We start from the raw sequence: 13,207 nt of genomic DNA on the forward strand, positions 1-13,207 counted from the left end.
GATTAATCATTAAAATACCAATAACCGCTATTGACCAGGGCCGTAAGCAGGCTGACAAATCGGACATCATCGATAGCGTCACCCAGAAGTTCAGCGTTGACTTTGTCATATTGGCAAATGGCATCGGCGGCATGGAGATGAGGAGTATCCATCCATTCGCCATTGACGAAACATTGATCGCCAACCCGCAGGACGCGCAGGCCACTCAAGCGATTTAATTCCTCGCCTTGTTTTAGCAAATCATAAATCTCATCGCTTTCATAAGGAGGTTCAGGCGGTGCCAGATCTAATTCATGGCGCGATTGGGAGATAAATTCGCCAAACCAATGTTGGAAAGTTTCTGGTTGCTCCAACAATTCACGCATCATTGAACGCAGTGTGTCCAACTCGGTTGTCTGGATCTGGGCTGGGTTATTACGAAATGTCAGTCCAGGATCACTATAGCGATGGCTTCCCAGCTCGTTTGCCAGAATATAATCAGCAAATCCACTGAATAACTCACGGGCATTGGGGGCACGGAATCCCACTGAATAGTTCAGTGAATCCTCAATAGCATAGCCTTCGTGTGGGAAACCCGGTGGAATATAAAGTATATCGCCCGGTAACATCTCTTCATCAATGATTGCCTCAAAGGGTTCAACCTGCAACAAATCAGGATGAGGGCAATGCTGTTTCATGGAGACTTTTTCACCTACCCGCCAGCGTCTGCGCCCTTTTCCTTGAATGATAAAAACATCATATTGGTCAAGGTGGGGACCAACACCACCGCCGGGTGCGGAGAACGAGATCATCAAGTCATCCATGCGCCAGTCAGACAACACACGGAATGGTTTCATCAGTGCAGAAGAGGGGAGATGCCAATGGTCAACAGCTTGTACAAGCAAAGACCAGTTTTTTTCGCCTAAATGGTCGTAGGTTTCAAAGGGTCCGTGGGAAACGTCCCAGCGCCCATTTTTCTGACTAACCAAACGGCTATCGATTTCATTTTCCATCGCCAGACCCGCCAGCTCATCGGGGGAAAGGGGATCAATAAACTGATGGAAACCCTGTTTAATCAGCAATGGTCGTTTTTGCCAATGGTTTTGCAAAAACGCCTGCCAGTCCAGATTTAGCTGATAATCCATGGTGACATCCTGAAGTGAGGGGTGAATTTCGCGCTATTATAACGAATAGTCAATGACGATATCAGATTTGGTTGAAATATTTTGAGATTGTGCTGGTTCTGACATGCTGGTGGGAAGTTGCCTGTTGGCTGGATAGTTATTTATTGGATGCTAGTATCAACGGGAGTGATGGCTCCCGTTTTTCATTAACTTCGACATATATTAGGCGCTATGTGCTATCTTTTTCTATTTTTTCCACAATCTTATTGTATTCTTTCCAAACAACAGACATTGGTGAACTCAAACAGCAGATAGAGATTGAACCCCCTGTTGCAGGGTGATATTCATACTTCGATTTTCCTCTATAAACTCTCTTGGGCAGTATATTGTCTGCGGGGTTTTTTCTTTTTCGCTCTAACATCAATTATAACCTCACTTGCAGATTATCTGATGGCCAGATAGTGGATTATTAACATATTACTAACCTGTTATTGTTGTTTCCTATTGTAAAAATAACAACTGAAAATTTTAATATGCAATGGTGACTTTTTCCAACTATCACAGTATTAAAATTTAATAATCTCATCTTAAGTGAAATATCACTATATGTTTCCGAAAATTTTAGAAACTTAAAGATTAAACTTTGTAATTACCCCAATTTTTTTAATGAATTTGGTTATTACTACATTAATGATATAGCAGTGCGTGATTATCTAAATTTATTCTATGTATTTTGTTTGACATGACATCAATAACTTCCAGTTAACATAGGCTCTATACACGATAAACTTCAAGTTGCCATCCGCAAGACGACGCGAGGCCTTATATTTCCCCGCGCAGCGGGGAAATATAACACGCATCCTGAAGTTGGATGGGTATATATGCTGTGGGCATTGGAATAGGTATTAGATTGACGCTGGTTTTGATAGGTTGTATTTTAGTTGCCAACTGGTTTCTTATTTTAAGTCCAATTGTTAATTCATTTATGTTTCTTGCTTATATATGGGAAGAAAATTACTGCGTGTTTTTTGCGCTAAAAATATAATTAGGTGGCTTGAAATAAGAAATGAAGCGTTTATGGATATCAAAATAAATGTTCAATAACGCTAAAGTAAATGTAAAAATTTCATTAAAAGTTACCCATTGAAATAAATATTGTGTTACATTCTTTTCGCTTTAATGGCTAGTATCTCTGTGTTTTTCGTATACAGAATTATGTTACTTGTTAATTATAAAAGGAATGAAGCACAATAAAATTTCGCCGAATACGGCGCTATGGTCAGCTAATGTTTGCTAATTAGTAAGGGGAAAATATCTTGACGGATCTGATTAACTTCATTAACAACATTCTTTGGGACTATGTACTGATATACCTTCTCCTTGGGGTTGGTCTTTACTTCACACTGCGTTCTGGTTTTATACAACTTCGCCACTTTGGCCACATGTTTTCAATTCTGAGAAATAGTAATAAGTCGGATGATTCGGGCATTTCATCTTTTCAGGCCTTGTGTACCAGCCTTGCTGCCCGTGTAGGAACCGGTAACTTAGCCGGCGTTGCTATTGCAATTACTGCCGGTGGACCAGGGGCTATTTTTTGGATGTGGGTAGTGGCATTTATTGGTATGGCGACTGCCTTTGTGGAAAGCACGCTTGCCCAGTTGTACAAGACGAAAGACGATCAAGGAAATTATCGCGGTGGCCCGGCTTACTACATGGAAAGAGGGTTGAAGAAGCGATGGATGGGAATTCTATTTTCATTCTTCCTTATTATCGCGTTTGGTCTTGTATTTAATGCTGTTCAGGCAAACTCAATTGCGGAAGCGGCTGCCTTTGCTTTTAATATAAAACCAATTTATGTCGGTATCGTATTAGTCATTATCAGTGGTGTAATTATTTTCGGCGGGCTGCGTTCTATCGCCCGGGTCGCGGAATTGGTTGTACCATTTATGGCAATTTCCTATTTTATCCTGGCACTTTGGGTTGTTGGTCACAACATTGAACGTATCCCAGCGGTATTTGCACTGGTTATCAAGAGTGCCTTTGGCATTCAGGAAGCGATAGCGGGAACATTAGGCTATGGCATCTCCCAGGCAATGCTTCAGGGGGTTCAACGCGGATTATTCTCGAATGAAGCGGGGATGGGTTCTGCACCCAATGCGGCAGCATCAGCTTCTCCCTATCCACCACATCCGGCCTCTCAGGGTTATGTGCAGATGTTGGGGGTATTTATGGATACCATCGTTATCTGTAGTGCGACGGCGATGATCATCCTCTCTTCTGGTGTTCTTAACGAAAACGTTACCGCGATCAGCGGGATTGAATTAACTCAGCGAGCATTATCATCCGCTGTTGGACATTGGGGAACGATGTTCGTTGCGATTGCAATTTTCTTCTTTGCCTTTACGTCGATTATTGCCAATTATGCTTATGCTGAAAGCAATATGATATTTCTGGAGCGTAACCACACTGCTGGTTTATTTATCCTGCGGTTGGCTGCGTTGGGTATGGTGATGTTTGGTACATTGGCAGACGTCCCTCTGGTTTGGAATATGGCTAACCTATCAATGGCGTGTATGGCTATTGTTAACTTGATTGCCATACTCATGTTGTCAGGTATCGCGATGAAACTGGCGAAAGATTATAACCAGCAGAGAAAATCAGGCAAATTACCGACATTCAATATTAATAGCTACCCAGAGATCCAACAGCAAGTTGAAAAAGGTATTTGGGATCATGATGCACCGCATAACGGTGAGAAGAGTAATTGCTGATACTGAAATGTCCATAGGATATCAGTAACACAAGACGACTCGTATCAAGTCACTTTATTAGCCAGCTATTCGCTCGTTCCGCGAATAGCTGGCTTTTATTTGTTCTTAAAAACATGCGGATAAGTAAAAGAACACCACATCTCTTTTTGTCTCATCTAATATATAATCATTATAATGTTATCTTTTTCTGTAAAATAGCTGACCGATCATGATAAAACGATTAATAATATGCCTATTTATCACATTGTTGATTGGTTGTTCTTATTCCCCTGAGCTAAAAGATAGAAATGGTTATATTGTTGACTATTCCTATCCTTATTCGACCAAGCAACGTATTGACTCAATTAGGTTTCTTGTCCTTCACTATACCGCGTTAGATGATAAAAGATCTTTACGGGAATTAACGGGAGGCCGCGTTAGTATTCATTACCTTATTCCTTCGCAACCGAGATATCAGGATAAAGAGCCGATTATTTTCCAACTGGTTTCAGAAAAGGAAAGGGCATGGCATGCGGGAAAGAGTGAGTGGAATGGATACCAAAGCTTGAACCTCTATTCTATTGGTATAGAAATTGTTAATTGCGGCTTTAAACAAGCGTTTATTAAAAAAGAATGGTGTTCATATCACCCATCACAAATTGACGCAATTATCAGATTGGCAAAAGATATTATGCACAGGCATAAGATCCAGGCTGTGAATGTTGTGGGTCATAGCGATATTGCCCCACTGAGAAAAGACGATCCTGGGCCTGTTTTTCCGTGGCGCGAACTTTATGAACAGGGGATTGGGGCCTGGCCCGATCATGCAACAGTGAATAAATATTTGGCGGGTAGAGCACCGGGTATGCGGGCGTCAGTCATATCAGTTCAGAAAGCACTGGCCCTTTATGGTTATCGTATTCCTCAAACGGGAATTTTGGATAGCGCCACGTATAAAACGATTCAAGCATTTCAGATGCATTTTCGCCCGTCAGACATTAGTGGCATTCCCGATGCAGAAACGGAAGCGATAGCTCTGGCACTGGTAGAAAAATATCAATAACGATTTATGCTTAATATACCAATCTAACTTCAGGATGCGTGTTATATTTCCCCGCTGCGCGGGGAAATATAAGGCTTCGCGTCATCTTGCAGATGGCAACTTGAAGTTTATCGAGTATATATAGAAACAGAATGATGTTTTTTGGAAAGAGAAGGTAGTGGATATAAGTAAGCCGAGACATGGCGGCCATGATGAATGGCCGCTAGCGATACCCGGTTTTATGATCCGCAGTTGTCAGTTAAATGTAGTGGAAGCTTAACTCCAAGTTCAATATCTGTACTTTGGCGAAAATCATAAGGTGTAATGCCGTACTCTTTACGGAACATATAGGTAAAATGGGATTGAGAGCCAAACCCGAAATCCAGGGCAATATCAAAAATAGGCAAAGAACTATTTTTCAACAGATAAACAGCGCCAGCCAGGCGTCGTTGACGGATGTACTTCCCAAGAGATATGCCGGTAACTTCCTTGAATATTTTCTGCATGTGCCAAAGTGAATAGCCAGAATAAGCAGCAAGCTCTTCAAGATGAATGACACGGCCAAGATGGTTTTCTATCCATTTACTCAGTGCGCATACAAGTGCTAAGTGGTTATCTTGTGCCATTACAATTTTAAATTGGTTGAAGGTTGGAGAAGTATACACAACTTCTTTTCAAGATGACAAAACCCATCATTAATAGAGGTACAGTGATTAGATTAAAAATTTTAATACACTATTATCACTCTATCATATGATAACTCTCTATAATATTTTATTATAAAGTTAACTACAATGAAATAATCCTAAGGTGACCTCATTGAATACTAAAAAAATCCTCTTAGCTCTGTGCTTGATATTGATATGTTTGTTTTTGTATTTGTTAGCGTTGGATGTACATTGTGAGCAAGGTAATGATGTGTTCGAATTAGGTGTTTGTTCTATCACCCGATACTTACCATTTTGACATTTAATCAACCATTATTTTGCCTGCATGTGTGTTAATATGCATCCGCAGTACTCATTCTTTGTAAATGGTGTTTTAATATCCACTTGATACGAATTAATAAACTCAATATTGCGTTAAATTAGTATATAACTCAATCATATATAATATGTTGAAGGAACTATGTTGAGAAAATTTGAACTCAACAAATTTTGCGCAATGTAAGAATTTGAGAAGAGTTGGCGAATTTCTGGCTCTATTCAGGTACAACGGTTCAAAACAACAAATAAAACAACTTCTAATGAGACGGGTTCTAAGCATCGTAAAAAGAGGATTAGATGGCAGAACAACAAGAACAACAATCCACGCTTAAGCGTGGTTTAAAGAACAGACATATTCAGCTTATTGCTCTCGGCGGTGCAGTAGGTACGGGGTTATTTTTAGGTATTGCCCAAACCATTAAAATGGCTGGGCCTTCAGTGCTCCTTGGGTATGCACTCGGCGGGTTTATCGCATTTTTAATTATGCGCCAACTGGGCGAAATGGTTGTTGAAGAGCCCGTCGCAGGGTCATTTAGCCACTTTGCTTATAAATATTGGGGGAATTTTGCCGGTTTTCTGGCAGGCTGGAATTATTGGGCAATGTTTATTTTGGTTGGAATGGCAGAATTAACGGCTGTTGGTATGTATATCCAATATTGGTGGCCGGACTTTCCAACATGGATTTCTGCGGCAATATTCTTTGTACTGATTAATCTCGTCAATCTAATTAATGTTCGGTTATATGGTGAAACCGAATTTTGGTTCTCTATCATTAAAGTCAGTGCCATCGTCGGGATGATTATCTTTGGAAGTTATTTGCTGATTAGCGGTAATGGTGGCCCACAGGCAAGTATCACCAACTTGTGGCAGCAGGGCGGCTTTATGCCAAATGGGATTTCTGGCTTGATTATGGCGCTGGCTGTGATCATGTTTTCATTTGGCGGGCTGGAAATGGTCGGCATTACCGCAGCAGAAGCAGAAAATCCTGAGAAAAATATCCCAAAAGCTACTAACCAGGTTGTTTATCGCATCTTGCTGTTCTATATCGGTTCATTGGCTATTTTGCTGTCGTTGTATCCGTGGGAGAAGGTGGTAGAAGGCGGCAGCCCATTCGTTTTGATTTTCCATGATCTGGATAATTTCTGGGTAGCGAATGCGCTGAATGTGGTGGTACTAACGGCGGCGTTGTCGGTTTATAACAGTGGAGTATATTGTAATAGCCGGATGTTGTATGGTTTGGCTAAACAAGGCAATGCGCCTTATGCACTCACAAAAGTTAACAAACGTAATGTCCCTGTCTTGTCTATTGGTTTATCCGCGCTGGTAACATCAATTGGTGTATTGATTAACTATGTTATGCCCGGTAAGGCATTTGAGTTGTTAATGGCATTAGTGGTAACAACTCTGGTCATTAACTGGATTATGATTTGTTGTGCTCATTTGAAATTCCGTTCAGCTAAAGATAAAGAAGGTGTCAAGACGAAATTTCAGGCACTGTGGTATCCATTTGGAAACTACCTGTGTTTAGTATTCCTGGCATTCATTCTTGTTATTATACTAACGATGCCACCAATTCGTATTTCAGTCATCTTGATGCCGTTTTGGATTGGTGTCTTATGGATTGGTTATTTGATTGTTCGCTCAAAGAAAGCCAAGAGATAAGCAGATTAGTTGCTAATCCATGCCATGTTTTTTCAGCCGGGTATTATGCCCGGCTGATTGTTATTGTCAGTGATAAATAATGCATTACCGTTATTTTATGTAACTAAATGCCATTCTCTGGTGAATTCTATTTTTAATAAAATATTATTTCTGTATTTTCTCCATAATACAGAATAAGAATGTTTATACTCTTTTTTTGACAATGTAGTTTCATTTTAAACGCTAACTACTCCGGCGAAATGCACTTCATGAAATCAATAAATCGTATGAGGATGATCATATGGATGAATAGTAAAAAGTCATTCCACAAATATTATAATTGAACAATATTTAATAAAGGATAAACAAAAAGTAAGCTGGTTACATGCAAAACGGCTATATTGTACGTTCAAAAATAATAAGTGAGATTAACCATAATTATTACAGCTACCTAAAATGAATTTTGTATAACAATAACTCTCTGGCCTACACCATAACTGATAGGTAAAACAGTATTATATATTAGTCTTATTAAAGATATTGTTTTGGGTGAATTTTTCTTTTTACGTTTATTCATGGGGTTATGCGACTTAAAGGTTATTGAGTAATTTCAAATCGGAATGGAAATTTAGAGTTTTAAATATGTGCGTTGTCTCCAGCACCTGAAAAAAATGGCTTGCGATTATATAAAGAGTATGTGATAAAACACATGGGTAAACGAAGTAAAGTTCTGTTAATAAATAACAGTAACTAATACTGGTTTGTTTATTTTGATGCCAATAGGCGAATAAAGTGAGTCAAAGGAAATTTTTGAAATGGCAAAAATCACTGGTACTGTGAAGTGGTTCAACGAGTCTAAAGGTTTTGGTTTTATTACTCCATCTAATGGTAGCAAAGATGTATTTGTACATTTTTCTGCTATTACGAAAGATGGGTTTAAAACATTGTCTGAAGGCCAACAAGTTGAGTTTGAAATTCAGGATGGTCCTAAAGGTCCTGCTGCTGCAAACGTTAAAACTTTATAGTAATAAATTTAATTTAGCGGCTATCTGATTGCTGGTTAAATCTATTTATCGTTAGTTTAGTTTTATTATCTGGCGATAACCTATTGCAAATATCACTCTATTGGGATACTAATAGAGTGATTTTTTTTGACTCGGGGCGTTCTTTATTGAACTGAGAAGTACCCGTATTACCTGATCTGGATAATGCCAGCGTAGGGAAGTCATGGTATCTCTTATTCCGATACCCGCTTTTCTTTAGCTGGTGGCAGGAATCACCATAATGAGAATTATTAACTCACTGACTATCGCAGGAACCGATCCCGGCGGTGGTGCCGGCATTCAGGCCGATTTAAAAACCTTTTCTGCGCTTGGAGCCTACGGCACGACAGTTATCACTGCGTTGGTTGCGCAAAATACACTGGGTGTACAATCCGTGTATGAACTTGATCCCCTCTTTGTTGCTGCTCAGTTAGAGTCTGTGCTTTCAGATGTCAGGATTGACAGTGCCAAAATTGGTATGTTGTCGAATGCGGCTAATATCGCTGTAATAGCAGAGTCGTTGCAGCGTTATCCTATTCCTTACATTGTACTGGATACTGTTATGGTAGCGAAAAGCGGTGATCCTTTGTTATCACCAGAGTCTGTTTCCGCAATGGTAGAGCAATTACTGCCGATCGTCTCTTTGATCACCCCTAATTTACCGGAAGCAGCAGCTATATTGAAATGTGATATTGCCAATACTGAAGATGAAATGTTATGGCAGGGGCGTGCATTACGTTCAATGGGATGCCAGACCGTTTTATTGAAAGGTGGACATTTAAATAATGAGGAAAGCCCGGATTGGCTTTTTACCTCGGACGGGGAGTGGCGTTTCAGCGCTCCCAGAGTCAATACACGGCATACTCATGGAACGGGTTGTACTTTATCCGCAGCACTTGCTGCATTACGCCCCCGGTACTCTGATTGGCAAAGTACGTTGCCGGTTGCCAAAACATATTTACAAAAGGCGCTGATGCAGGCGGATAGTTTGCAGGTTGGTCATGGCATTGGGCCAGTCCACCATTTTCATCAATGGTGGTGAATTTTTGAATAATGGGGATGCAAAGATCCCCATTTTGAACGTACTGAATCTAATGGATTAGGCGATGGTAATTTTCTTATCGAGATAAACATCCTGTACGGAGCGGATTAACTCAACGCCCTCTGTCATCGATTTCTTGAACGCTTTGCGGCCAAGGATCAATCCCATTCCTCCGGCTCGTTTATTGATAACGGCAGTGCGGACAGAATCACTTAAGTCATTGTTTCCAGAAGCACCACCTGAATTGATTAATCCAGCGCGTCCCATATAACAGTTAGCAATTTGATAACGAACGAGATCAATCGGATGTTCAGAGGTCAAATTGCTATAGACGCGTTTATCCGTGTGCCCGAACCCAATAGCAGTATAACCACCGTTAGTTTCAGCCATTTTTTGTTTCACGATATCAGCGCCGATCGTTGCGGCCAGATGATTCGCCTGGCCGGTTAAATCGGCACTGGTGTGGTAATCAACCCCATCTTTCTTGAAAGCGGAATTACGCAGATAAGCCCATAACACAGTGACCATACCGAGTTCGTGAGCGCGTTCAAAGGCGGCTGAAATTTCTTCTATTTGGCGGCGTGACTCGGGAGAACCATAATAGATTGTTGCACCTACTGCAACGGCACCCATGTTAAATGCCTGTTCGACACTGGCATACAAAGTTTGATCATATTGGGCGGGATAGGTCAACGTTTCATTGTGATTAAGCTTAACCAGAAACGGGATCTTATGGGCATAACGGCGAGAAACAGACGCCAGAACACCGTAAGTTGAAGCAACACAATTACAGCCTGCCTCAATCGCCAGTTCAACGATATTTTTGGGATCAAAATAGAGAGGATTGGTAGCGAAAGAAGCGCTGGCGGAATGTTCAACCCCCTGATCTACCGGCAAAATTGAGAGATAACCCGTACCTGCCAGGCGTCCATGATTCAATAAGGTTTGCATGGAGCGAAGAACAGTATTGGGGCGGTTATTTTCGAGCATGACTCTATCAACGAAATCTGTACCCGGAAGATAGAGATTGTCACGTGGAATGGTATTACATTGATGTTCCAATAAACTCTCTGCGTCTTTTCCTAACAACTTAATGATATCAGTCATGATTAACTCCAGTTTGCAAAAGGCGCTACTGATTGTTGTTTATATTTGAGCTGATCACAAGATAAGTGGAGAGGGAAGCCGTAGTGGATCGCTTCAGTTAAGACAAATGTTGCTAAAATTTAACCATGTGATATGACTATAAAGTGAAATAATATTTATCTGGTGTGGTGATAGATATTGAAGATATTCAGAAATTGGATAATTGGGTTTATTTTTTCTCAAAATTTCCTTCATTAAACTGAATAAATTCCAACATGATTTATCAAAAGGTGTTTTTTGATTACTATAAACACGGTTACTCATAAAAGGGTAATGAATATCCCATCAGGATTTGGAAACATTAACTAATTTAATGTTTTTTAAGATGAAGGGGTTTTATTAACTCCTTGAATTAATTTGGTTTTATTTGTTTGTATAAAAGAAAAGGCCAGCCCAAGGGAGATTGAGCTAGCCAAGGAGGTGGTTCCTAGTCTTACAGTCAAAATTTTTTAGTTTTTTATTTTTCGGAACTGATAATACGGGAAATAAATTAGCATTGATGTGATCTATTTCTAAAAAAATAGATCAATTTCTTTAAAATCCTATTTCGGATTATTTCACTTGTCATGCATATGGATGAGGTGCTCTGGTATTACCACCTTTTAAGTTTCGCACAAGTAAAGCATAATTCAGCTTAATTTCTTCAGGAATAGGAAGATAAACGAGATGCCCATCACCCGGCGCAATTTCCACAGCCTGGCCTTTTTTATTTGTCATGGATTCTAACGTGAAGTTAATATTACCCGATGGAGTCATGAGTTCCAGATGATCCCCGACAAGAAATTTATTCTTCACGGCAACTTCTGCCAGTCCGTTGACGCGATTGCCAGTAAATTCACCAACGAATTGTTGAGTGTCTGATACGGAATAGCCGTATTCGTAAGTTTGGTAGGCATCATGAGTATGACGGCGCAGGAAACCTTCTGTATAGCCACGGTGCGCCAAACCTTCTAATGTGGTCATCAATGTTGGATCGAAGGGTTTTCCAGCCGCAGCATCATCTATAGCACGGCGATATACTTGGGCGGTGCGGGCACAATAATAAAAAGATTTGGTACGGCCTTCGATTTTCAGTGAGTGAACGCCCATGTTGGTTAATCGTTCCACATGCTCAATGGCACGTAAGTCTTTGGAATTCATGATATAAGTACCATGTTCATCTTCAAACGCTGACATATATTCGCCAGGACGTTTGGCTTCTTCTATCATGAAGACTTTATCCGTTGGTGCACCTTGGCCGAGCGTTGGTTCCATGTTTTTAACCGGAATAGGATCGTGCCTATGGACAATATTACCCACACTATCTTCCTTGCCTTCCTGCACATTGTATTCCCAGCGACAGGCATTAGTGCAAGTGCCCTGATTGGGATCGCGCTTGTTGATATAGCCCGATAACAGGCAACGGCCGGAATAAGCCATGCAAAGTGCGCCGTGCACAAAAATCTCAAGCTCCATATCAGGCACTTGTTGGCGGATTTCAGCAATTTCTTCCAGCGAGAGTTCACGGGAAAGGATAACTCGCGTCAGCCCCATTTGTTTCCAGAATTTGACCGTAGCCCAGTTAACGGCATTGGCTTGAACCGAAAGATGAATGTCTATTTCAGGAAATGTCTCGCGCACCATCATAATTAAGCCCGGGTCAGACATAATCAAAGCATCAGGTCCCATTTCTACGACGGGTTTTAAGTCACGAATAAAAGTTTTCAACTTTGCGTTATGTGGTGCGATATTGACAACGACATAAAAACGCTTACCTAATTCATGCGCCTCCTTAATGCCTTGTGCCAATGTCTCATGATTAAATGCATTATTACGGACACGCAAACTATAGCGAGGTTGTCCGGCATAAATGGCATCTGCGCCATAAGCGAATGCGTACCGCATGTTTTTCAAAGAGCCGGCAGGAGAGAGTAATTCTGGAGTAAACATATTTTTTAACGTTCTCGGTCTGAGTTCAAGTCAGCCCTTACCCGGTCTTGATATCATTACTAAGGGTAAGGTTTAAAGGAGGGGGATTTTAACGCTTATTTTATCATTAGCACAAATATATTATGGAAAATAAAGATAGTGCGCCGCAGATACGGCGCGAGTCATTAATTATACCGGTTAATTTTGTTTGGTCAGGTCACGAATGCTTTCTGTTGGACCGATTTTCATGACCGACTGCATAGATTTCTTCATGCTTGCGTCATTGGTGTGAGTTTCACTGATAGCAATAATTTGATGGTTTCGGGCTTTCAGGACAAAATAAGGTTTGCCTGATTTGTTTTTTTTCACTTCATGGCGAGTTTTATCGGGAGAATTAACTTGCACAGAGTGAATGCCTTTATTGGCAGCCGCTTTGGTGGTATACATTTCACTGCTCAGAATAATGTCACCGTTTGCAGCCACCAGATTGAAATAAAATTGCCCGTTCTTTGCTTTCTTAAGATCATAATGCCCAGTAGCCATAAG

Annotated in this window: 11 protein-coding genes and 1 riboswitch; of the genes, 6 read left to right on the plus strand and 5 right to left on the minus strand. The window is 40.7% G+C overall.

Features of this window, described 5'->3' with window-relative positions:
• Positions 1 to 2: 2 nt before the first annotated feature.
• On the minus strand, positions 3 to 1,124 hold the full coding sequence (locus tag AAY47_RS04820; protein WP_047767409.1) for a cupin domain-containing protein: 1,122 nt from the start codon (positions 1,122 to 1,124) through the stop codon (positions 3 to 5).
• Positions 1,125 to 2,419: 1,295 nt separating this feature from the next.
• Between AAY47_RS04820 and AAY47_RS04830 the strand changes: the two genes are divergently transcribed.
• Entirely contained in the window at positions 2,420 to 3,874 is a 1,455-nt protein-coding gene (locus AAY47_RS04830; protein ID WP_047767411.1) for an alanine/glycine:cation symporter family protein, read from the plus strand.
• Between the two features lie 211 nt (positions 3,875 to 4,085).
• Complete coding sequence (locus AAY47_RS04835) at positions 4,086 to 4,916, plus strand: N-acetylmuramoyl-L-alanine amidase (protein WP_235428289.1); 831 nt, start codon at positions 4,086 to 4,088, stop codon at positions 4,914 to 4,916.
• A 218-nt stretch (positions 4,917 to 5,134) separates the two neighbouring features.
• On the opposite strand, the gene AAY47_RS04840 is transcribed toward AAY47_RS04835, so the two are convergent.
• Positions 5,135 to 5,521: a helix-turn-helix domain-containing protein gene (locus AAY47_RS04840; protein ID WP_047767592.1), complete on the minus strand. Its 387-nt coding sequence runs from the start codon at positions 5,519 to 5,521 to the stop codon at positions 5,135 to 5,137.
• A 184-nt stretch (positions 5,522 to 5,705) separates the two neighbouring features.
• Between AAY47_RS04840 and AAY47_RS20420 the strand changes: the two genes are divergently transcribed.
• The 4 genes from AAY47_RS20420 (at position 5,706) to thiD (ending at position 9,607) form a co-directional block, all read left to right on the plus strand.
• Positions 5,706 to 5,861, plus strand: coding sequence for a PhoP/PhoQ regulator MgrB (locus AAY47_RS20420; RefSeq protein WP_099131379.1), 156 nt, complete (start codon positions 5,706 to 5,708; stop codon positions 5,859 to 5,861).
• Positions 5,862 to 6,178: 317 nt separating this feature from the next.
• The gene (locus AAY47_RS04845) at positions 6,179 to 7,543 is read left to right on the plus strand and encodes an amino acid permease (RefSeq protein ID WP_047767421.1); all 1,365 of its coding nucleotides are present in this window, start codon (positions 6,179 to 6,181) and stop codon (positions 7,541 to 7,543) included.
• 794 nt (positions 7,544 to 8,337) lie between these two features.
• Complete coding sequence (locus tag AAY47_RS04850) at positions 8,338 to 8,547, plus strand: cold-shock protein (RefSeq protein WP_047767423.1); 210 nt, start codon at positions 8,338 to 8,340, stop codon at positions 8,545 to 8,547.
• Positions 8,548 to 8,669: 122 nt separating this feature from the next.
• A riboswitch (TPP riboswitch) is annotated at positions 8,670 to 8,762 on the plus strand.
• Positions 8,763 to 8,806: 44 nt separating this feature from the next.
• Complete coding sequence (thiD, locus tag AAY47_RS04855) at positions 8,807 to 9,607, plus strand: bifunctional hydroxymethylpyrimidine kinase/phosphomethylpyrimidine kinase (RefSeq protein WP_047767425.1); 801 nt, start codon at positions 8,807 to 8,809, stop codon at positions 9,605 to 9,607.
• A 57-nt stretch (positions 9,608 to 9,664) separates the two neighbouring features.
• Here the strand turns inward: thiD and fbaB are convergent, their stop codons facing one another.
• The 3 genes from fbaB to AAY47_RS04870 form a co-directional block, all read right to left on the minus strand.
• On the minus strand, positions 9,665 to 10,714 hold the full coding sequence (gene fbaB / locus AAY47_RS04860; protein WP_047767427.1) for a class I fructose-bisphosphate aldolase: 1,050 nt from the start codon (positions 10,712 to 10,714) through the stop codon (positions 9,665 to 9,667).
• Positions 10,715 to 11,317: 603 nt separating this feature from the next.
• Positions 11,318 to 12,682, minus strand: a complete 1,365-nt coding sequence (yegQ, locus tag AAY47_RS04865) for a tRNA 5-hydroxyuridine modification protein YegQ (RefSeq protein ID WP_047767429.1) — start codon at positions 12,680 to 12,682, stop codon at positions 11,318 to 11,320.
• Between the two features lie 177 nt (positions 12,683 to 12,859).
• Positions 12,860 to 13,204 (minus strand): YegP family protein, encoded by a 345-nt coding sequence (locus AAY47_RS04870; protein WP_047767431.1) that lies wholly within the window; start codon positions 13,202 to 13,204, stop codon positions 12,860 to 12,862.
• Between the last annotated feature and the right edge of the window lie 3 nt (positions 13,205 to 13,207).

The sequence above is a fragment of the Xenorhabdus griffiniae genome (genome assembly GCF_001028135.1).
Classification (GTDB): domain Bacteria; phylum Pseudomonadota; class Gammaproteobacteria; order Enterobacterales; family Enterobacteriaceae; genus Xenorhabdus; species Xenorhabdus bakwenae.

Excerpts from the sequence above, each read along its gene's own strand:
- AAY47_RS04845 (WP_047767421.1), top strand. The coding sequence starts at position 6,179 with ATGGCAGAACAACAAGAACAACAATCCACGCTTAAGCGTGGTTTAAAG.
- AAY47_RS04870 (WP_047767431.1), bottom strand. The coding sequence starts at position 13,204 with ATGGCTACTGGGCATTATGATCTTAAGAAAGCAAAGAACGGGCAATTT.
- fbaB (WP_047767427.1), bottom strand. The coding sequence starts at position 10,714 with ATGACTGATATCATTAAGTTGTTAGGAAAAGACGCAGAGAGTTTATTG.
- thiD (WP_047767425.1), top strand. The coding sequence starts at position 8,807 with ATGAGAATTATTAACTCACTGACTATCGCAGGAACCGATCCCGGCGGT.
- AAY47_RS04820 (WP_047767409.1), bottom strand. The coding sequence starts at position 1,124 with ATGGATTATCAGCTAAATCTGGACTGGCAGGCGTTTTTGCAAAACCAT.
- AAY47_RS04840 (WP_047767592.1), bottom strand. The coding sequence starts at position 5,521 with ATGGCACAAGATAACCACTTAGCACTTGTATGCGCACTGAGTAAATGG.
- yegQ (WP_047767429.1), bottom strand. The coding sequence starts at position 12,682 with ATGTTTACTCCAGAATTACTCTCTCCTGCCGGCTCTTTGAAAAACATG.
- AAY47_RS04850 (WP_047767423.1), top strand. The coding sequence starts at position 8,338 with ATGGCAAAAATCACTGGTACTGTGAAGTGGTTCAACGAGTCTAAAGGT.